We start from the raw sequence: 18,659 nt of genomic DNA, 5'->3' as shown, positions 1-18,659 counted from the left end.
TATGTTAGCCCTCGCCGACTGGGCCCTGCCCGCAGTGCCGTACCTGACGGTGCTGATGATTCTGCTGCCGCTCATCTCCGCGGCGTTCATCCTGGTGTTCCGCGGCGTGAACCTGCAGCGCTTCATTGCCCTGCTGACCCTGGCCACACTGACGGTCATGTCGGCGGTGCTGATCATCGTCGCCGACATCCACGGCATCCAAACGGTGCAAATGGGCGGCTGGGAGGCGCCGATCGGGATTACGTTGGTGGCGGACAGGTTGTCGTCGATAATGTTGTTCGTCTCCTCGATCGTGCTGTTCGCGGTGATGTGGTACGGCATCTCCCAAGGTCTGCGCGATGGTGACGACGACGACCCAGTCGCCGTCTTCCTCCCCACCTACATGCTGCTGAGCATGGGCGTGAACCTATCATTCCTGGCAGGTGACCTGTTCAACCTGTACGTCGGGTTTGAGATCTTCCTCGTCGCCTCCTACGTGCTGCTCACCCTGGGCGCGTCGCCGCAGCGTGTGCGCGCCGGCATCGGTTACGTGATGGTGTCCATGGCGTCGTCGATGGTGTTCCTGTTTGCGCTTGCGCTCGTGTACGCGTCCGTGGGCACGGTGAACATGGCACAAGTCGGAATCCGCATGGCCGAACTACCCACCGGTACGCGCGCCGCAATCTTTGCGACGATCCTCGTCGCCTTCAGCATCAAAGCCGCCGTCTTCCCCCTCGACGCCTGGCTGCCGGACTCCTACCCCACCGCCGCCTCCATCGTGACCGCCGTGTTCGCAGGCCTCCTCACCAAAGTTGGCGTGTACGCGATCATCCGCATGCGCTCCACCGTGTTCACCGACGGCTCGCTCGACAACATGCTCATGTGGGTCGCCCTGTTGACCATGATCGTCGGCGTGATGGGCGCAATCGCCCAAAACGACATCAAACGTCTCATGTCGTTTACCCTGGTCAGCCACATCGGCTACATGATCTTCGGCGTGGCCCTCGGCTCCGTCGCAGGCCTATCCGGCGCGATCTTCTACGCCGTCCACCACATTCTGGTGCAGACGTCGCTGTTCCTGGTGATTGGGCTCGTCGAAAGGCAAGCAGGCTCCGCCCAACTGCGCCGCCTGGGCTCCCTGCTGTACACCGCACCCGTCATCGGCGTGCTGTACCTCATCCCGGCGCTCAACCTCGGCGGCATCCCACCCCTATCCGGCTTCCTGGGCAAAGTCATGCTCATCCAAGCCGGTGCCGAAGACGGCTCCTGGCTCGCCTGGACCCTCATCGGCGGCGCCGTGGTCACCTCGCTGCTCACCCTGTACGCCATGATGAACGTCTGGTCCAAAGGCTTCCTGCGAGATCGCGCCGACGCCCCCGAAGGCGACGTCGTCCTCGCCCGCCCCGCCAACCTTGCCGAGCGCGGCGAAACCGTCTCTGCCGGCGAACGCGACGACGTCGGCCGCATCCCCGTCGGCATGTTCCTCTCCACCGCACTGCTGGTACTCACCTCCACGTCGATCACGTTCCTGGCCGGTCCGATCTCCAACATCACCGACCGCGCCGCCCAATCCGCCCAAGACGTCACCATCTACCGCAGCGCAGTACTTATCGACGACCCCACCCAAGCCACCCGCAACCTCGACGCATTCACCGAACCCACCGACTCCCAAGGCGGGCACGACTCGCTGATGAACCGTCGCAACCAGGAGGTGCGTAACTGATGAGCCTGCTCACCGGTATAAAAAACCGCATGCGCCCCGCCTACATTGCGTGGCTGACCTTCATGTGGGTCCTGCTCATGGGCGAAGTGTCCTGGGGCAACGTCGCCGCCGGCCTCGCCTTAGGCGTCGTCATCGTGCTGGCCCTACCCCTGCCACGCGTCCCCCGCAGCGGCAACCGCATCCACTGGCCACGCCTGATCGCCTTCGTCGGTATCTGGCTGTGGGACCTCATCGTCGCCTCCGCCAAAGTGGCCTGGCTCTCGCTGCGGCCCCAATCCCAACCCAAAAACGCGATCCTGCGCGTGCCCATGCGCGTCAGCAACGAATTGGTGTTCTACCTGGCCACCTGCGCCTACAACCTGCAGCCCGGCGGCACCGTCACCGACATCGACCTGGCCAACCGCGAATGGACCATCCACGTCCTCGACGCGTCCACCCCGGCCGACATCGAACGCGAAATTGCCAACGTAGCCACCCTGGAACGCCAAATGATCGGGATCTTCGAAAGCAGGAGCAAATGAACGAAACGATCTACAACGTCTTCCTCGCCATAGCCGCCATCTTCATCTTCGCCGGCTTCTTCATCCTCGCCTGGCGAGTCATCGTCGGCCCCGACTCCCTCGACCGCGTCCTAGCTAACGACGGCATCACCGCCTCCCTCCAGTGCGCCCTCGCCCTCTACATCTGCTGGACCTTAGACACCACCGTGGTCAACGTGATGATCGTCATCGCACTCCTCGGCTTCATCGCCTCCCTGTCCGTCGCCCGCTTCCGCAAGAGGGATGGTTCCCTATGATCACCGACATCATCTCCCTGATCTTCATCCTGCCCGGCGCGTTCATGGTCTTCTCCGCCGCCGTCGGCACCGCACGCTTCAACTCCACCCTCGCGCGCGTCCACGCCATCACCAAACCCCAAACCACCGGGCTCGTCCTGTTCATGATCGGCACCATCATCCGAGTCACCACCGCCGAAGACTTCGGCGTCCACGAAAAAGGCGACATCGGCATCATGATCCTGCTGGTCATCTTCGCCCTAATGACCAACCCCGTCACCGGCCAACGCCTCGGCCGCATCGCCCGACGCGAAGGCCTCTACGGCGAAGAAGGCCAACTCACCCGCAACGATCGCCCCGCCAGCTACCACCCCAAGCGCATCAACCCCAACAAGCCCACCGAAACCGAACGGCCGGCGGGCTAAGGGCTGGCTGCTACGGCGCTACGGCGTGAGTTCCCACATTTCGTCGCAGGTCGCGTCCACAACCGCCTTCCAATCACCCGTGCGCTGGTAAATCTCCCGCTGGCGCTGGTAGCCGGCGCCACGCTCGACGATCTCGCCGACCAGCCGTAGCTCGTCGAGGCAGTTGAGGTCTTGGGCCGTGGGCGTGAGTTCGTCGATAAGCAATTGCAGCTCGTGCTTAATCCAGTCCTCGTCCGTATCGCGGCTAGTGATCACGAGCGCGTCCATGCCATAGCGAGCGCCGCGCCACTTATTCTCCGCGACGTGCCACTGCTGCAGGGTGGGCAGGGACTCGCCGCGATCCAACATGCGGTCGTAGTGGACCACGAGACAGTGCGTGAGCGCCACGACCGCGGCGAGCTCGCGCAGGTTAGACGTGGCATCCGAAATGCGAACCTCGATCGTGCCCCACTTCGCGGCCGGACGGACATCGAAATGCATCGAGCCCGTGTGATTAATCACGCCCGAAGTCTGCTGATCGCGCATAAATGCAACCCACTCATCCCAATCCTGGAACTGATACGGCATACCCGCGGTGGGAAGCTGCTGGTAAAGCATCGTGCGGTTCGAAGCGTAACCCGTATCGATGCCGTCCCAACCCGGGCTCGAGGCGCTTATCGCGAGCAGGTGCGGGTACTTCGTCATCACCGCATTAATGATCGGCCACACCTTGTCCTCATGACTGATCCCAATGTGGCAGTGGATACCCCACAACAACATGTGCTGACCCCAATACTGGGTGCGATCCGCGATCTCCTGATACGTGTTCTTCGGACTCAGCGGATTCGTGCGGAAATCCGAAAACGGGTGGCCGCCGCTCGCCCACAGGCGGAGGTTCTTCTCATCCGCGACCTCCTTGATCGCTTTGAGGTCGCGCTGGAGGGCGTCGACCGCCTCCCTGGTATTCGTGCAGATCGGCGTGACAAGCTCGATCGTGTTCTGCAGAAACTCCGGCTCCAGGTGCACGTCCGGATTGCGCTTCTGCACCTCCTCGATCACCTCAGCCGCACGCGGCACAAGGTCGCGCGTTTCCGGGTCGACGAGACAAATCTCCCACTCGACACCGAGGGTAGGGGCGGCCGACCTGGCAAAATCGCGAAACGGATCCATAGTCAGCCAGCCTAACCGCTTCGGTTCCCGGGACTGGCATGGCGAAGCGGTTTATATGCGGGGCGGTGCTGTTGGGGTTCCGCCTTCCACACAGATGGTGAGGACGCAACGGAGAGCTTGCCGATTTTTGGCCATCTTCACCCTTGCATTCTCACCATGTGGAGGTCGGGTGCCGGTGTGGTGTCGTCGCAAAGCTAAACGGCGCCTCCTACACGGCATATTTCGCTAGTTTTCGACGAAATGCACCGTGTAGGAGGCGCCGTTTGGAGGCTAAAACTAGCCGGCGAGGACGACCGCGACGGCGCTGCGGTTATTCGCGGCCTGCTCCGGAAGGCCGACGGCGCCCTCCGGGATGTCATTCTTCGCGCGGGCGGTGCCACCGACGCGGCGGGCGATGTCGGCAGCGACCTGCTCAGCACCCGGGGTAGCCGGGTCGAAGAACACGTAGGTCTCCGGGAAGATGCCGTACTGCTGCTCAGGCATGTTCATCGTCGCAGCGTCCTGGGACTGATTAGCGACGTTGAACTGCCCCTTAAGCTGGTCCGCCGTGCGATTAGCCAGGTCAGCGATGCCGGAGTTGTTGTAGACGAAGACCTGCGCGCTCGCATTGTCGAGCTGCGCGCCCTGCGGGGCCGGAGCCGGAGCCGGTGCCGGGGTCTCGGCGTTCGGGTCTTGCGCGTTGGGGTCTTGCGCGTTGGGGTCCTGGGCCTGGTCGCCTTCGCGCTGTTCGGCGTTCGGGTCCTGCGGCGCGTTCGGATCCTGGGAGGCGTTCGGATCCTGGGAGGCGTTGGGATCCTGGGCGCCCTGGCCCTGGCCCTCGCCAGGCTGGGCCGCGGACGGGGCGGCCTCGGAGGTAGCGGAGGTGGAGGTTTCGGACGAGGCGGAGGATGCGGCGTTGTTGTCGTCGCCCTTCTGGGTCATCGCCCACAGGGCCCAGAGCAGCAGCAACGCAGCAACGGCGATAAGGATCATGGCGAGGCCACGGCGGGGCAGGCCGCCCTGGGCAGCGGCGCCCGCGCCAGCACCGGCTCCAGCAGCGCCAGCGCCGCCAGCGGTGACGGCGGTCGAGCCGGCACCAGCACCTGCACCGGCACCGGCACCGGCGGCGTAGCCTGCGTACGCCTCGTCGTAGGCCTCGTCATAGTCATAGTCGGCGTCGTCGTCGCGACGGTGCGCGCCGCGGTATTCCTCGGCGGGTGCGTCGGTGGGGGTGTCGTCGATAATTTCGGCGTCGAGGGGCTCGTCGCCCACGTTGTCGTAGCGGGGGTCGTTGCCATACTGATCTTTAGTCACAGCAGCAACAATAGCCACACCTGGTGGGGGAAGGGAGGCAACACACCGGGTTAGGCGTCGCGAAGCCTTTGCAACCGCCGCACCAACTGAGGCTCCGCCGCGAGCGCCTCCGGATTATCCAAAAGGACGTTGAGGCGCTGGTAGTAGCGGATCGGCGTCATGCCAAGTTCGGCACGGATAGCGTCCTCGCGCTTGCCGAGGGACCGCGGGGCGCGCGCGGCGAAACGGAGCACGGCGAGGTCGGTGTCGGAAAGCATGCCTAATATATTGGCATGACCATCCGACCCATCGTTATCCACGGCGACCCTGTGCTGCACGAACCGACCAAACAGGTCACGCAGCCCGTTGAGGAACTGCAGGAACTCATCGCCGACATGCACGAAACCATGGACGCCGCCCACGGCGTGGGCCTGGCCGCCAACCAGATTGGTGTGCCGCTGCGCCTGTTCGTCTACCACTGCCCCGACGGCGACGAGATGCGCCGCGGCACCGTGATCAACCCGGTGCTGGAAACTTCCGAAATTCCGAAGACAATGCCTAGCGACGACGGCGAGGACGACGAAGGCTGCCTCTCCGTGCCCGGCTACTCGTGGCCGACTGGCCGCGCCGACTGGGCCAAAGTCACCGGCCTGGACGAGAACGGCAACGAGATCGAGGTGGAGGGCACCGGCTTCTTCGCCCGCTGCCTGCAGCACGAGGTCGGCCACCTGGACGGCTTCCTGTACACCGACGTGCTCACCGGCCGTTACAAGAAGGAAGCGAAGCGCGAGATCCGCGACAAGGGCTGGCGCGAGCCGGGCAACACGTGGCTTCCGGGCACCGACGAGGATCCGTTCGGCCACTAACGCGGTATGATGTGCGGGACTGTCTATTTTTCCGGAGGCACCCATGCGCATCCCCGCCGTCATCGCTGCGACTGCGATCACGCTGACCACTCCCGCTGCGCCCGAAACGCCGCTCGAGCAGCTGCTTAGCGACGTCACCGAGACCCGCACCACCTCCCTCACCGCACTTAAGGAAGCGGATGGGGAGGACGAGGTCCGCGAGATCCTCACCGATTGGCGCAAGAACCTCATCGAGGCCGCTGACGACCTCGAGGAGCTTCGCGAGGACGCCGGCGACCTGACCGACGAGGAAGAAGCCGAGTTCGACGAGGCAGCCGACGCCCTCAAGGCCGAGCGCGCCGGTGTGCGTAAGTTGCGCTCAGAGCTTTTGCTTAACGACGACACCGTCGTCCTCCCCTCCGCCCTCAAGGGCCTCGACGGCATTTTGGGCACCACCGCCTTCGACGCCTTCGAGCGTTCTAACAACGGCGACGCCCGCATCATCTACGGCATCCCGGGCGGCAAGGAAGAGGCTGCCGCGTCGGAGGATGCGACTGCGGAGAAGGCTGGCGAGAAGGCTTCGGAGAAGGCTGCTGTTCCGGCAACCACGGTGTCGACCACCCCGAAGACCACCGAGCCGAGCAGCAAGGCGCCGAAGACGTCTGAGTCGCTGAGCCTGCGCGCCGAGCGGATGCAGGACAACACCACCACCTCGGAGACCACTGAGTCCACCACCAGCGAGACGACCACGACGAACACGTCGTCCGGCACCGAGACCACCACCAGTACGACTACCGGGCAGACCACAACCTCCGGCACTTCGTCGAGCACGACGTCCAGCGCGACCGCCACGACCTCGTCGTCTTCGTCTTCCTCTTCGTCGACGACGTCGGCGTCGGTGCTGCAGAACCGCACCACCTCGGCAACGTCGAGCACGACGCGTTCGACCACGTCCTCCTCGAGCACCTCGCGCACCACGACCAGCACCGAAGATGAGCGCGACGGCGACCTCGCCGACACCGGCACCCCGATGCGCGGGCTGATCGGCCTGGGCGCGCTTGCGCTGCTGGCCGGTGTGGCGTTTATGGTGCCGGGTGCGGGTAGGGCTCGTCGATAAGAAGAGCGCGAGAAACACAACATATGTCGCGTATTTTCCGCTCGGATGACGTCGTGGTGGGGGACCGCGTCGTGGTCAGGCAGCGGCGCGGCGAGCACGCCAGCGACATCATCGGGCACGTCGTGTCGCTCGACCCGCTGGTGGTGCGGCCGCAGGAGGTGGGTGGCTTCCCGTCCTCGAAAGAGGCGATCGAGGTGGCCAACGTGCACATCATTAAGAAACTGTCGGCGAGAACGGTGCGCAACTCCGAGATCCGCGCGTTGGAACGCCGCATTGCCGACGACATCCCCACCACCGAAGAAGCCTGGGCCGAAGGGTGGCTCATGCGCACCGGCGAGACCGACGAGGCGAACTCGGCCGTGCCGCTCGGGCCGTCCGCAGGCCTGCAACCAGTGCCTATCGACACCATCCGCGACTTCTACCGCGAACGCAACCTGCCAGTACGGCTTATGATCCCGGAGCGCATCGGGAAACCCGCGCTGAAACTCCTCACCGACGAATGGACACTTGCGGAGGAGCAGGTGGCGTGGGTTGACGGTGAGGGGTACGGGGTGTCGTCGATTAGCAATGTGCCCGAGGGGGCGCTCGAACATCACCGTCGGCGGCTGGCGCTAGGCTAGGCACATGCGAATCGCCACCTGGAACGTCAACTCCGTGCGCACCCGCGCCGAACGCATCGCCGCATTCCTCGAACGCAACGACGTGGACGTACTCGCGATGCAAGAAACCAAAACCGCAGACGCGACATTCCCCTACGCCACCTTCGAAGCCGCAGGCTACGAGGTCGCGCACGTGGGCGTGAACCAGTGGAACGGCGTGGCCATCGCCTCCCGAGTGGGATTGGACAACGTGCGCGACCACTTCGACGGCCAACCCGCATTTGCGAAGAAGGGCGAGCCCGAGGTGGAAGCGCGCGCGGTCGGCGCCGACTGCGGCGGCGTGGAAGTGTGGAGCCTGTACGTGCCCAACGGCCGCGAGATCGGCGACCCGCACTACGACTACAAACTGCAATTCCTGTGGTCCCTGGCGGAGTCCGTGCGCCCCGGCGACCTGCAGGTGTTCATGGGCGACTTCAACGTGGCTCCCCGCGACGAAGACGTATGGGACGTCGCCTGGTTCGAAGGCAAAACCCACGTCACCGAACCCGAACGCGCCGCGTTCCAGATGCTGTTGGAAGCGGGGTTGTACGAAATTCGTCACGACAACCCCTACACGTTCTGGGACTACAAATCCATGCGATTCCAGCACAACGAAGGCATGCTCATCGACTTCCAACTCGCCACCGCCCCCATGCGTGACCTGGTCAAACGCGCCTGGGTGGACGTCGACGAACGCCGCGGCAAGGGTGCCTCCGACCACGCACCCGTGATCGTCGATTACGACACGCGCGGCCTCTCCTATGATGAGGTCCGATGAATATCGACCTCGGATGGTGGCAATTCGCGGCGATGGTCCTCGACTACGCCATCAAATTCGTCATGATCGGTGTGGTGCCGGGCGGGCGCAAACCGTCGTCGGCAAACGCGTGGCTTTTGCTCATCCTGCTGCTGCCCGTCGTCGGGCTGCCACTGTACCTCCTCATGGGCTCCACGTTCGTGTCGCGACGCCGCCACCGCATCCAAGTTGAAGCACGCCGACACATCGACGACACCAACCTCAACGTCGCCGACTTCCCCGCCGACGTACCCCTGCCCGACGTCACCACCTCCATCGTGCGCCTCAACCGCACCCTCACCGGCTACCCCGCCGTCCACGCAGACGTGCGCGCACTCTGGACCGACTACCGCAAAACGATGCACCGCATGGCATCGCTCATCGACGACGCCACCTCCCACGTCAACATCGAAATCTACGCCGTAGCCTGGGACGACACCACCGACGTCGTCTTCCGCGCCATCGAACGAGCCGTCGTCCGCGGCGTCCACGTCCGCCTCCTCTTCGACCACATCGGCAGCCAAAAATACCCCGGGTTCCGGAAACTGAAACGCCGACTGACCGAAATCGGCGTCGACTGGCACATGATGCTGCCACTCGCCCCACTCCGCGGCCGCTGGCGCCGCCCCGACCTACGCAACCACCGCAAACTCCTCGTCGTCGACTCACGCGTAGCCATGCTCGGATCCTTCAACCTCATCGACCGCTCCTACCTCGTCCGCCAACACCGCCGCGCCGGCCGCCAATGGGTCGACGCGTTTGTCGAACTCGAAGGCCCCATCGTCGCGTCCGCCGACTCCATGTTCGCCACAGACTGGTACACAGAATCTGGTGAGGTGATTGAGCAGGCGCCGGTGAGGGAGTCGTCGACAAGCAATGGCGTGCTCCAACTCGTCCCCTCGGGACCCGGATACCTCACCGAGCCGAACCTGCGCATGTTCGTGTCCATGATCCACAACGCAAAAACGCACGTCACGCTCTGTTCGCCCTACTTCGTACCCGACGACTCGCTGCTGGAAGCCATCACCTCCGCCTGCTACCGCGGCGTACACGTCGACCTCCTCGTCAGCGCCAAATCCGACCAATTCATGGTCCAACACGCCCAATCCGCCTACTACGAACAACTCCTCAAAGCCGGCGTGCGTATCTGGGAATTCCCCGCGCCATTCGTGCTCCACACCAAGTTCGTACTTATCGACGACGGCCTCCCCGGCTCCTCCGCCGTCGTCGGATCCTCCAACATGGACATCCGCTCCTTCAGCCTCAACTACGAATCCTCCCTCTTCGTCGCCTCCGGGACGCTGCTGCACATGCTGTCCGAACTCGGCGCGTGTTATCTAGCCGTGTCGCGGGAGCTTACTTTGGAGCGGTGGGATCAGCGGCCCTGGTACAGGCGCTACATCGACAACGTGATGAAACTGACCTCCGCCCTGCAGTAGGGGTGTGTGGGCTGGGTGCGTGGGGTGGCTGGGTGGCTGGGCGGCCTGCCCCAGCCCGGCCCTTGCCGTCCGCCCGGCCCCTTTAACGCAAACGGCATATCCTGCACGGTACATTTCGCTAATTTTCCGCGGAATGCGCCGTGTTAGATGTGCCGTTTGGCTAAGTTTGGTGCCTCACCACGCGGGCAGAGCCTCAACCGACGCCGGGCCGATCTTCTCCGAACGACGCTTTGCCGCAACAATGCGGTGAAGCACCTTTTCCTCATCCGCCCATATTTCTTTAGGCGTGATGCGGATGATCCAGTAGCCGGCCTCCCGAAGCTGATTTTCACGATGAATGTGCTGTTGAGCGGCACGTGACGCATCCTCCTCAAACTTGATGGCACCGTCGACCTCAATGACCAGCTGGCCCCACAGCAAATCCACCCGGTATTTGCCGATGCGCATCTGCTCCTGCGCCACGACACCGACGCGCCGAAGCAGAAGGCGAACGAGCGTCTCATACGGAGACTCCGACAGCATCGACAATTGCCCAAACGCCTCTCGGGCCTGTTCAATGCCGCGGTTACCGCTAAGGCGGTGGATTGTTTCCTCCAGCTCAGTGTGGATGCCCCCCTTGAACGCGTCGAGTTTCCCGAAGAACAGGCTGTCCATCGCGACCACGCCTTCTTTCACGCCGTGCCACCGAGCAATGTCGACTGCCGTGCGCACCGGGGTCGTGAGTTTCACCTCGTCGTTCTGGCCTAACGCGGTGATGTCCATGCCTGGTACGACGATTCGTCGATAGGTAACGCCCGAAGGACGCTGCGAGTGTCGGGGAACGCGCCCCTTCGGGTTTGCCATCTCCACCTCAAACGTGCGGGGCAGAACCCACATTCCGTGCGCCGTCGCCGCAGCACGTCCCACCAGTATCGACGTGTGTGCCGCCGCCCCCGCTGCCCAGCACCGTAGGAACTGTTGTTCGTGGGGCTTCAGTTTTACCCATTCCGTGCGCGCGATAAACCTTGTCGACGACAGCTTCACACAAACTTGTTCAGCAGCCTTGCCGCGTCCAACTAGTTTCCCCACCAAATCTTGTCTAATCATGTTGCCCCCTCCCCGAGACGCGCTTGAGTGTAGCGCAGTAGGGTGCGGCGCGGGGTGTCTCAAAGCTAAACGGCGCATCCTGCACGGTACATTTCGCTAATTTTCGACGAAATGCGCCGTGTAGGATGCGCCGTTTGCGGGAGGTGGCGCGCCGGGGTGGCGGCACCAGCGCGGCACCAGGGTGGCGGCGCCAACGCGGCGCCAGCGCGGCGGCGCCAACGCGGCACCGGCGGCACCCGCCCCGCAAGCCCCTACGCGTCGCGGGACTCGAGCGCCACCAGGCCCGCGATCCAGAGCCCCACCGCCCACACGGCGAAGACCAGCAGCGATACGCCGAGGCCCCAGTGGCCGTTGGGCTGGTTGACCATGAAGGAGGTGAGGTTGCCGAAGGGCAGGAACTTGGCCACGTCGGCACCGAAGCGCGGGATGAAGCCGACGATGGTTTCTACCAGCAGCATCATGCTGATGCAGGCCACGATGGTGCCGGAGGTGTTGCGCACCAGCCAGCCGACGCCCTGGGTGAACATGGTGATCAGCGCCATGCCGAGGGGGACGGCCCAGAGGGCGCGTTGGGTGGCGGGGTTGGTGGTCCAGTTGGCGGGGACGGAGGCGGTGAGGTCGCCAAGAATGAAGGCGAGCACCAGCGCGACCAGCGCCACGACAGCGGCCAAAACGGCCCCGAGCAGCACCTTCGCTACGGCGAGTTGCCAGCGTTGGGCGACGACGCGGAAGTTGGTGGCGGGGATGCCGTAGCGGTATTCGGTGGTGACGGTCATGGCGGCCTGCACGATCACGATGATGGCGATGGTGGTGGCCACGGATGCGATGACGGTCAGGGGCGCGTAGGGCATGCCGCTGGTGCGGGAGGCGTAGCCGAATAGGAGGCCGTAGAGGGCGGAGATGACCAGGGTGATGCCGGTGGTCCAGAAGAAGGATGCGGTGGTGCGCAGTTTGGTCCACTCGGCTTGGATGAGGTTATGCATTGGGGGCCTCCGTGGATACGTACTGGGCTTGGTCTTGGGTGCTGTGCATGTAGGCGTCTTCGAGGGAGGCGCGGCGTTCGGTGAGTTCGGCGAGTTGGATGCCGGCTGCGAAGGCGAGGGCGCCGATGTCGTCGGAGGTGCGGTCGGCGATTTCGAGTGTCGCGCGCCCTTCACTATCGACGACGCGCCTAAACGGCACCCCACCCAACGCCGCTTCGAGCGCCTGCGTGTCTGCGGCGCGCACCACGGTGGTCACGCCGGAGTTGTTACGGATGAATTCGGCGACGGAGGTGTCGGCGACGAGGCGGCCGCGGCCGATGATGATGAGGTTGTCGGCGGTTTGGGCCATCTCGGCGAGGAGGTGGGAGGACACGAGCACGGTGCGGCCCTCCGCTGCCAGGGACTTCAGTAGGCCGCGGACCCAGCGGATGCCGGCGGGGTCGAGGCCGTTGACGGGTTCGTCGAGGATGAGGTATTCGGGGTCGCCGAGCAGGGCTGCGGCGATGCCGAGACGCTGGCCCATGCCGAGGGAGAATCCGCCGACGCGCTTGCCGGCGGCGTCGGTGAGGCCGACGAGGTCGAGGACTTCGTCGACACGCTTGCGCGCAATGCCGGCTGCCTGGGCTTGCCAGAGCAGGGTGGCGCGTGCGGACCGGTTGGGGTGGACCCCTTTGGCGTCGAGGAGGGCGCCGACTTTGCGGGTGGGGTTGGGGATGTTGCGGTAGGGGGTGCCGTCGATAAGCGAATGGCCCGAGGTGGGCTTATCCAGCCCCAGGATCATGCGCATGGTGGTGGATTTGCCGGCGCCGTTGGGGCCGAGGAAGCCGGTGACCACACCTGGTTTGACCGTGAAGGTGAGGTCATCGACGGCTTGGACGGAGCCGTAGCGCTTTGTCAGTCCTTGGACTTCAATCATGCGGTTTAGTATGCACCATCGCGCGCGCAAGCACTGTGTCTAGGGAGGCGGCGAAGGCGGGGTGCAGCGGAAAATTGCGCAGAGTGTCCAGGGGGACCCAGCGCAGTTCTTCGGATTCTTCGTTGGGGGTGGTGGGCAGGGGTTCGTCGCAAAGCGCGAGCACTGTTGTGTAGGACCAGTTGGGGAACTCCGCAGTGCGCAGCGTATCGACGACCGCCACCTCCCCGGGGTCAATCGCACACTCCTCCACCGACTCGCGGATGGCGGCCTCGGCGGGGGTTTCGTGCGAATCGATCGCGCCGCCGGGGATACCCCACGTGTCGCCCTGGGCGGTCCAGGCGGCGCGGTGTTGCAGCAGCACACGCGCGTTTTCGCCGGTCCCCGCGATAAGGAAGAGGCCAGCGGCCCCGTGAAGACCCCAGAATTTTGTGCCGTTGGGTGCGGTGACCCAGCCGTTTCCGTCGCCAAGCATGCCCCCACTGTAGGTGGATCTGGTTATTATTGCGGAATGGTAATGCGGGCGACGGCCTCGGCTGCGGGGCTGGAGGAGACGAGCGCGGACGCATGGCTCGATGAGCTGGAGCCGCGCCGTGAACGTGCCCGCTTCTTGCAGGGGCGGCTTGTGCGGCCGATGGCGATGGGGCGCCGGGGGAAGGCGTTTCTGCAGACCACGCCCGGCAAGTTGATCGTGGTGATGGTGGTGCTGACCACCTCGATGCTGGCGGCCGGGCTGTCCATGAGCCAGTCCATGTCGCTGCGCAACCAGTCGCTGGACACGGTGCTGAATGCCACGGAGCCGATGAGTGCGGCGGCGCACGTGCTGTCCACGTCGCTGCTGCGGGCGGATACGATCGCCGCGGGGTCCTACGTGCAGGCGGGGCCTATGTCGGAGGACGACATGCGCACCTACACGGCGGCGCTGGACCAGGCGGTCAGTTCCGCCTCCGAGATTTACAAGGGCGCGGTGGAGGCCGATTCTGCCTCGAGCCGGGAGATCGAGGACCTGGTGATTAACATCCAGCGCGACCTGCCAGTCTACAGCGGCCTGAACGCGCGGGCGCAGGTGAACCAGCGCATGGGCAACCCGGTGGGCGTGGCGTACATGTCGCAGGCCAGCGCGATTATGCGTACGCGGATGCTGTCGGCGGCGCAGGAGATCAATACGCTCACCCGCCAGGACGTTGCCGACGAGATGCGCCGACTGTCCCAACCGCAGTGGGTGACCCTGTCCGGCTTCCTGGCGGCGCTGGGGTTCCTGTTGCTGGCGCAGTGGTGGCTGTGGCTGACGTTCCGCCGCCGTTTCAACCGTGGCTTCCTTGCCGCCACGCTGGCGCTGCTCATCGCGATCAGTTGGGCCGGGGTGTCTAACTTCCAGTCCTGGCGCTCCGGTTCCGTGGCGTACGCGCGGGCGGCGCAGCCGTGGGAGGAACTCACCGCCGCCCGCATTGATGCGCTGGAGACCCGCACCGACGAAACCTTCGCGTTGCTGCGCCGCGAAACCGCCGCCCAGTCCGCCCGCGACTTCACCGAGACCTACTCGTCGGTCGCCGGCGCGGTGCATACGGCGGAGGATTACGGCATGAGCGAGCAGCTTATCGACGACTCCCGCTCCCACCTCAACGCTTGGTCCAACGAACACGCCGAACTGGTCGGGGCGCTGAACTCCGGCAGTTACGACCAGGCCGCGGCACTGCTGAGCACGCGTAGCGACGCCGACGGCGAGGCCTCCTTCCGTGGCCTCGACGGGTCCCTGGCGGAACTGATTGCGTCCTCAAGGGAGAACACGCGGCTCTACATTGCGGAGTCGTTGGACGCGACCCGGCGAGTCTCCGCCGCCGTGGCGCTGCTGTCTGTGCTGGCAGTGGTGTGTATCTGGTGGGGCATCCGCCGCAGGTTGGGTGAGTACCTATGATGCGCGCTCGGTTCGGCTCGCGTGTGGTTGCGGCATGTGCGGTGGCGGCGCTTGCGGTGCCGTCGTTGGTGGCGTGCGCCGGCGGTGAGGGGCATGAGGGGAAGGTATCGGCGACGATCGAAACGCCGTCGCCGACCCGCGAGATGGTGCCGCTGCCGCCGGGCGCCCAGTTGGATCCGGCGGCCGGTCCCCCGGCGGACCCGTTCACGCCGGACGAGTTCGAGTGGGAGGGGTCGTTGGACCCGCGCGGGGGTGCTGGAAGTGAAGCGGACGGCGCTGAGGAGGAGGCCCCGAAGCCGAACGTGGAGCGCATCCGCCAGCGCGGCCGCATCATCGTCGGCATCGACCAGTCTTTGTACCTACTGTCCTACCGCGACACGGACTCCGGCAAGTTGCGCGGGCTCGAGGTGGACCTGGCCCGGGCGATCGCCCACGACATCTTCGAGGATGACCAGGACCTGCGCGTCGATTTCCGCTTCGTCGATTCGGCGGCCCGCACGGAGGCGCTTAACTCGGGTGAGGTGGACATCATTATCCGGACGATGTCGATTACGCCCGAGCGGGCTGAGGTGATTGAGTTTTCTACGCCGTACCTGACGTCGTCGGTAAGAGTGCTCGTGCCCAAAGACCGCGACGTGAATAGCTTGGAGGACCTCGCCGGGCGCACCGCCTGCATCGTCGACGGGACAAACCTGCTGCGTATCGCCAAAACCTACGTGCCGGATTCGAACATTTTGCGCACCCGCTCCTGGTCGGATTGCCTGATGGCGGTGCAGCAGTTTAGGGCGGAGGCGATCGTGGCGGATGATGCGATCCTCGCCGGCCTGGCCGCGCAGGACCCCCACACGACCATTCTGGACGGCGCGTTTGCCACCCAGTACTACGGCGTCGGCGTGGCCAAGGGCCAGGACGATCTGGTGCGCCAGGTCAACGCCACCCTGGAACGGATGCGCAATGACGGCTCCTGGTACACCCTCTACAACACCTGGCTCGGCGGGTCTATAGCTGAATCCTCACCGCCGCCGCTGCGGTACCGGAAGGAGGACAACGATGGCTAAGCCACACGACCACGACGACGTCCAGCCCACCGAAGCGGTCGCCTTCGACCCCTTCGCGGATGATGAACCAGGCACCGAAGCCGTCGCCTTCGACCCGTTCGCCGACGATGATGATCTTGACGACGACTCCGACGCCGCATACGCCGGCCTCGGCGAAATGGCCGGGCTGCTCAAAGACCTGGACAAGTTGCGTAAGGGGTCGGGGCGCGAGGATACGTCGCAACGCTCGCGCCAAGCTGCGCTGGACACCTTCCGCGAACGCCGCGGCACCCGGCGCGCCAGCCGCATCATCGCCGACGGCATGGTGGAGCTGCCGTGGGTGGAGCCAACCGAGCCGCGCGAAGCGCTGATCGACCCGGAGCCAGCCGTGGTGAAGAAGGGCATTGCGCCGCCGGTGCTGCACCCCGGCGACATCGTGGCTGGCCAGTACGAGATCACCGGCGTGATCGCACACGGCGGCATGGGCTGGATCTACCTCGCGCAGGACCACTACGTGGCCGGGCGCGTGGTGGTGCTCAAGGGCCTGCACTCCACCGACAACCCCGACGAGGCCGCCGCCGCCGAGGCGGAGCGCGAGTTCCTGGCGGACATCACCCACCCCGGGATTGTGAAAATCTTCAACTTTATCGACGACCCCCGCGTCCCCGGCGGCTTCACCGTCATGGAGTACGTGGGTGGGCCGTCGCTCCGGGCGAGAAGGAATTCGTCGCCAAGCGGAGTGCTCGAACCCGACATCGCCATCGCATACATCCTGGAAGTACTGCCCGCGCTGGATTATCTGCATTCGCGCGGGGTGGTGTACAACGACCTGAAGCCCGACAACATCATTGTCACCGAAGACCAGGTGAAACTCATCGACATGGGCGCGGTGTCCGGCATCGGCGCGTATGGGTTTATTTACGGCACGAAGGGGTTCCAGGCGCCCGAAGTGGCCACGGAGGGCCCGTCGATCGCGTCCGATATTTACACGGTCGGGCGCACACTCGCCTCGCTCGTGGTGGACCTGCCGCAAACCGACGGCATCTACGACCCCGGCCTACCCACACCCACCGACGAGCCACTCTTCCGCCAGTACACCTCCCTGTACCGGCTGCTCGCGCGGTGCTGCAACGAAGACCCCGCCCGGCGGTTTGATAGCGTCTCCGAACTGGAAAGCCAACTCCTCGGCGTGCTGCGCGAGGTGGTGGCGGTTCACGACGGCCGCACCTACCCCGCCCAACACTCCCTCTTCTCCCCACAACGCCGCACCTTTGGCACCAAACACCTGGTGTTCCGCACCGACCAACTCATCGACGGCATCTCCCGCACCGTCGACATCACCCCGCAAGAAGTCGTCGCCGCCCTGCCCTCGCCGCTGATCAACCGTGACGACGTCGGCGCCGCCATGCTCCAAGGCTCCTCCTACGCCGAACCGCGCGAAACCCTGGAAACCCTGCGCCAAGCCATGACCACCCCGCAATACGAACACTCCGTGGAAATCCCGTTCGGCGTGGTGCGCACCATGATCGACCTCGGCCTCACCTCCCAAGCCCGCTCCTGGCTGCTCACCCTCCAGGACCGCTTCGGCGACACCTGGCGCTTCTCGTGGTACTCCGGCGTCGTGGAAATGCTGCTCGGCGACTTCCCCACCGCCACCCGCTCCTTCTCCGAAGTGCTCAACCAACTCCCCGGCGAGGCCGCCCCCAAACTCGCACTCGCCGCCGTCTCCGAGTTGTTGCTGCAAGAGCGAGGCCTCCAAGAGCAATCGCTTATCGACGACTCCCTCGCCCGCACCGCCACCAACCTCGAACACCCCCTCTCTAACGTCCCCACCACCGTGCTTCGCGCCATGGTGGAAAACGGCCAAATGGACCCCACCTGGACCGTCACCGCCCTCGAACCCGGCGCGCTACGCTTCCACGCGATCCGGCTGTACTCCCTGGTGTGGCTCACTAACCCCACCACCGTCTCCTCCGCCTTCGGACTCGCCCGCATGCTCATGCGCGAAGGGGAAACCGATTTGGCGTTGCGGGCCCTAGACAAGGTGCCCAACGCCTCGCGCCACTCCCGCATGGCCCAACTCACCGCCATCCTCTACCTGGTCCTACCCGTCGCAGGCACCGGCGCCGACCCCACCGAAGCGCAAATCCGGGAGGCCGCCGCCCGTCTCGACCAGATCCCCACCACCGAGCCGCGCTTCCTGCAGATCAAGACCGCCGTCCTCGACGCCGCCCTGCACTACCTGGTCACCGAAGGCTCCGCCAACACCCCCACCCTTTTCGAATACTCCTTCACCGAACGCGAAATCCGCCACGGCCTCGCCCAAACCCTGCGTGCCCAGGCCCGCGTCGCCCCCTACGCCCAGCACCGCTACGCGCTTGTGGACATGGCGAACAAGGTCCGCCCCGCCACCTGGTTCTGAGGGTGGTGGCTGGTGGGGCCGGTGGGGCCGGTCAAAAGCTAAACGGCGCATCCTACACGGCATATTTCGCTGATTTTCGACGAAATGCACCGTGTAGGATGCGCCGTTTGGGTCCACGGGCCGGGGGCCGGGGGCGCGAGGCCGA

19 protein-coding genes are annotated in these 18,659 nt (G+C 65.0%); 12 read left to right on the top strand and 7 right to left on the bottom strand.

The genetic code is table 11. The features are described from left to right. Position 1: 1 nt before the first annotated feature. From HMPREF3048_RS07055 to HMPREF3048_RS07040, 4 genes are read left to right on the top strand one after another with little or no spacing between them, the layout of a single operon-like run. On the top strand, positions 2-1,702 hold the full coding sequence (locus HMPREF3048_RS07055) for a Na+/H+ antiporter subunit D (protein ID WP_083279427.1): 1,701 nt from the start codon (positions 2-4) through the stop codon (positions 1,700-1,702). Continuing rightward, on the top strand, positions 1,702-2,223 hold the full coding sequence (locus tag HMPREF3048_RS07050; protein WP_210398423.1) for a Na+/H+ antiporter subunit E: 522 nt from the start codon (positions 1,702-1,704) through the stop codon (positions 2,221-2,223). The genes HMPREF3048_RS07055 and HMPREF3048_RS07050 overlap by 1 nt, the downstream gene beginning before the upstream one ends. Continuing rightward, a complete protein-coding gene (locus tag HMPREF3048_RS07045; RefSeq protein ID WP_070422450.1) occupies positions 2,220-2,498 on the top strand; it encodes a monovalent cation/H+ antiporter complex subunit F in 279 nt (92 codons plus the stop codon). Before HMPREF3048_RS07050 ends, HMPREF3048_RS07045 begins: the two co-directional genes overlap by 4 nt. Further along, positions 2,495-2,902, top strand: a complete 408-nt coding sequence (locus HMPREF3048_RS07040) for a monovalent cation/H(+) antiporter subunit G (protein WP_070614382.1) — start codon at positions 2,495-2,497, stop codon at positions 2,900-2,902. The genes HMPREF3048_RS07045 and HMPREF3048_RS07040 overlap by 4 nt, the downstream gene beginning before the upstream one ends. 18 nt (positions 2,903-2,920) lie before the next feature. Here the strand turns inward: HMPREF3048_RS07040 and HMPREF3048_RS07035 are convergent, their stop codons facing one another. The 3 genes from HMPREF3048_RS07035 to HMPREF3048_RS07025 all read right to left on the bottom strand — a co-directional run bounded on the left by HMPREF3048_RS07035 (position 2,921) and on the right by HMPREF3048_RS07025 (position 5,601). After that, entirely contained in the window at positions 2,921-4,051 is a 1,131-nt protein-coding gene (locus tag HMPREF3048_RS07035) for a glutamate--cysteine ligase (RefSeq protein ID WP_070482319.1), read from the bottom strand. A 276-nt stretch (positions 4,052-4,327) separates the two neighbouring features. Then, positions 4,328-5,344: a LytR C-terminal domain-containing protein gene (locus HMPREF3048_RS12640; RefSeq protein ID WP_210398422.1), complete on the bottom strand. Its 1,017-nt coding sequence runs from the start codon at positions 5,342-5,344 to the stop codon at positions 4,328-4,330. A gap of 50 nt (positions 5,345-5,394) precedes the next feature. After that, positions 5,395-5,601: a DUF3263 domain-containing protein gene (locus HMPREF3048_RS07025; protein ID WP_070422446.1), complete on the bottom strand. Its 207-nt coding sequence runs from the start codon at positions 5,599-5,601 to the stop codon at positions 5,395-5,397. 15 nt (positions 5,602-5,616) lie between these two features. Between HMPREF3048_RS07025 and HMPREF3048_RS07020 the strand changes: the two genes are divergently transcribed. The 5 genes from HMPREF3048_RS07020 to cls are packed head-to-tail and all read left to right on the top strand — an operon-like array spanning position 5,617 to position 10,158. Next, positions 5,617-6,189, top strand: coding sequence for a peptide deformylase (locus HMPREF3048_RS07020; RefSeq protein ID WP_070452812.1), 573 nt, complete (start codon positions 5,617-5,619; stop codon positions 6,187-6,189). A 43-nt stretch (positions 6,190-6,232) separates the two neighbouring features. Beyond that, positions 6,233-7,285, top strand: coding sequence for a hypothetical protein (locus HMPREF3048_RS07015; RefSeq protein ID WP_070771708.1), 1,053 nt, complete (start codon positions 6,233-6,235; stop codon positions 7,283-7,285). 23 nt (positions 7,286-7,308) lie between these two features. Continuing rightward, entirely contained in the window at positions 7,309-7,905 is a 597-nt protein-coding gene (locus HMPREF3048_RS07010) for a GNAT family N-acetyltransferase, cg3035/Rv0428c family (RefSeq protein WP_070771707.1), read from the top strand. Positions 7,906-7,909: 4 nt separating this feature from the next. Next, a complete protein-coding gene (locus HMPREF3048_RS07005) occupies positions 7,910-8,701 on the top strand; it encodes an exodeoxyribonuclease III (protein ID WP_070771706.1) in 792 nt (263 codons plus the stop codon). Then, positions 8,698-10,158, top strand: a complete 1,461-nt coding sequence (gene cls, locus HMPREF3048_RS07000; protein ID WP_070771704.1) for a cardiolipin synthase — start codon at positions 8,698-8,700, stop codon at positions 10,156-10,158. Before HMPREF3048_RS07005 ends, cls begins: the two co-directional genes overlap by 4 nt. A gap of 174 nt (positions 10,159-10,332) precedes the next feature. Here cls and HMPREF3048_RS11815 read toward each other — a convergent pair whose 3' ends face one another. The 4 genes from HMPREF3048_RS11815 to HMPREF3048_RS06980 all read right to left on the bottom strand — a co-directional run bounded on the left by HMPREF3048_RS11815 (position 10,333) and on the right by HMPREF3048_RS06980 (position 13,615). Beyond that, positions 10,333-11,244 (bottom strand): endonuclease domain-containing protein, encoded by a 912-nt coding sequence (locus tag HMPREF3048_RS11815; protein WP_167594470.1) that lies wholly within the window; start codon positions 11,242-11,244, stop codon positions 10,333-10,335. 251 nt (positions 11,245-11,495) lie between these two features. Further along, a complete protein-coding gene (locus HMPREF3048_RS06990; protein WP_070422439.1) occupies positions 11,496-12,227 on the bottom strand; it encodes an ABC transporter permease in 732 nt (243 codons plus the stop codon). Further along, the gene (locus HMPREF3048_RS06985) at positions 12,220-13,143 is read right to left on the bottom strand and encodes an ABC transporter ATP-binding protein (protein ID WP_070771702.1); all 924 of its coding nucleotides are present in this window, start codon (positions 13,141-13,143) and stop codon (positions 12,220-12,222) included. The genes HMPREF3048_RS06990 and HMPREF3048_RS06985 overlap by 8 nt, the downstream gene beginning before the upstream one ends. Next, positions 13,136-13,615, bottom strand: coding sequence for an NUDIX hydrolase (locus HMPREF3048_RS06980; protein ID WP_070614375.1), 480 nt, complete (start codon positions 13,613-13,615; stop codon positions 13,136-13,138). Before HMPREF3048_RS06980 ends, HMPREF3048_RS06985 begins: the two co-directional genes overlap by 8 nt. A 42-nt stretch (positions 13,616-13,657) precedes the next feature. Here HMPREF3048_RS06980 and HMPREF3048_RS06975 point away from each other — a divergent pair, with 42 nt between their 5' ends. Genes HMPREF3048_RS06975 through HMPREF3048_RS06965 form a run of 3 tightly spaced genes read left to right on the top strand, consistent with a single transcriptional unit; the run spans position 13,658 to position 18,514 of the window. Next, positions 13,658-15,055, top strand: coding sequence for a hypothetical protein (locus tag HMPREF3048_RS06975; RefSeq protein WP_083284778.1), 1,398 nt, complete (start codon positions 13,658-13,660; stop codon positions 15,053-15,055). Next, entirely contained in the window at positions 15,052-16,113 is a 1,062-nt protein-coding gene (locus tag HMPREF3048_RS06970) for a glutamate ABC transporter substrate-binding protein (protein ID WP_244268640.1), read from the top strand. Before HMPREF3048_RS06975 ends, HMPREF3048_RS06970 begins: the two co-directional genes overlap by 4 nt. Beyond that, a complete protein-coding gene (locus tag HMPREF3048_RS06965) occupies positions 16,106-18,514 on the top strand; it encodes a serine/threonine protein kinase (protein ID WP_070771700.1) in 2,409 nt (802 codons plus the stop codon). Before HMPREF3048_RS06970 ends, HMPREF3048_RS06965 begins: the two co-directional genes overlap by 8 nt. The last annotated feature ends 145 nt before the right edge of the window (positions 18,515-18,659 follow it).

Origin of the sequence: Corynebacterium sp. HMSC075D04, assembly GCF_001815635.1 — a bacterium.
GTDB lineage: Bacteria > Actinomycetota > Actinomycetes > Mycobacteriales > Mycobacteriaceae > Corynebacterium > Corynebacterium coyleae.
This window is presented reverse-complemented; position numbering and strand designations above follow the sequence as displayed.

Coding starts and splice junctions, on each gene's coding strand:
- HMPREF3048_RS07055 (WP_083279427.1), top strand. CDS start 2: ATGTTAGCCCTCGCCGACTGGGCCCTGCCCGCAGTGCCGTACCTGACG.
- HMPREF3048_RS07050 (WP_210398423.1), top strand. CDS start 1,702: ATGAGCCTGCTCACCGGTATAAAAAACCGCATGCGCCCCGCCTACATT.
- HMPREF3048_RS07045 (WP_070422450.1), top strand. CDS start 2,220: ATGAACGAAACGATCTACAACGTCTTCCTCGCCATAGCCGCCATCTTC.
- HMPREF3048_RS07040 (WP_070614382.1), top strand. CDS start 2,495: ATGATCACCGACATCATCTCCCTGATCTTCATCCTGCCCGGCGCGTTC.
- HMPREF3048_RS07035 (WP_070482319.1), bottom strand. CDS start 4,051: ATGGATCCGTTTCGCGATTTTGCCAGGTCGGCCGCCCCTACCCTCGGT.
- HMPREF3048_RS07025 (WP_070422446.1), bottom strand. CDS start 5,601: ATGCTTTCCGACACCGACCTCGCCGTGCTCCGTTTCGCCGCGCGCGCC.
- HMPREF3048_RS07020 (WP_070452812.1), top strand. CDS start 5,617: ATGACCATCCGACCCATCGTTATCCACGGCGACCCTGTGCTGCACGAA.
- HMPREF3048_RS07015 (WP_070771708.1), top strand. CDS start 6,233: ATGCGCATCCCCGCCGTCATCGCTGCGACTGCGATCACGCTGACCACT.
- HMPREF3048_RS07010 (WP_070771707.1), top strand. CDS start 7,309: ATGTCGCGTATTTTCCGCTCGGATGACGTCGTGGTGGGGGACCGCGTC.
- HMPREF3048_RS07005 (WP_070771706.1), top strand. CDS start 7,910: ATGCGAATCGCCACCTGGAACGTCAACTCCGTGCGCACCCGCGCCGAA.
- cls (WP_070771704.1), top strand. CDS start 8,698: ATGAATATCGACCTCGGATGGTGGCAATTCGCGGCGATGGTCCTCGAC.
- HMPREF3048_RS11815 (WP_167594470.1), bottom strand. CDS start 11,244: ATGATTAGACAAGATTTGGTGGGGAAACTAGTTGGACGCGGCAAGGCT.
- HMPREF3048_RS06990 (WP_070422439.1), bottom strand. CDS start 12,227: ATGCATAACCTCATCCAAGCCGAGTGGACCAAACTGCGCACCACCGCA.
- HMPREF3048_RS06985 (WP_070771702.1), bottom strand. CDS start 13,143: ATGATTGAAGTCCAAGGACTGACAAAGCGCTACGGCTCCGTCCAAGCC.
- HMPREF3048_RS06980 (WP_070614375.1), bottom strand. CDS start 13,615: ATGCTTGGCGACGGAAACGGCTGGGTCACCGCACCCAACGGCACAAAA.
- HMPREF3048_RS06975 (WP_083284778.1), top strand. CDS start 13,658: ATGCGGGCGACGGCCTCGGCTGCGGGGCTGGAGGAGACGAGCGCGGAC.
- HMPREF3048_RS06970 (WP_244268640.1), top strand. CDS start 15,052: ATGATGCGCGCTCGGTTCGGCTCGCGTGTGGTTGCGGCATGTGCGGTG.
- HMPREF3048_RS06965 (WP_070771700.1), top strand. CDS start 16,106: ATGGCTAAGCCACACGACCACGACGACGTCCAGCCCACCGAAGCGGTC.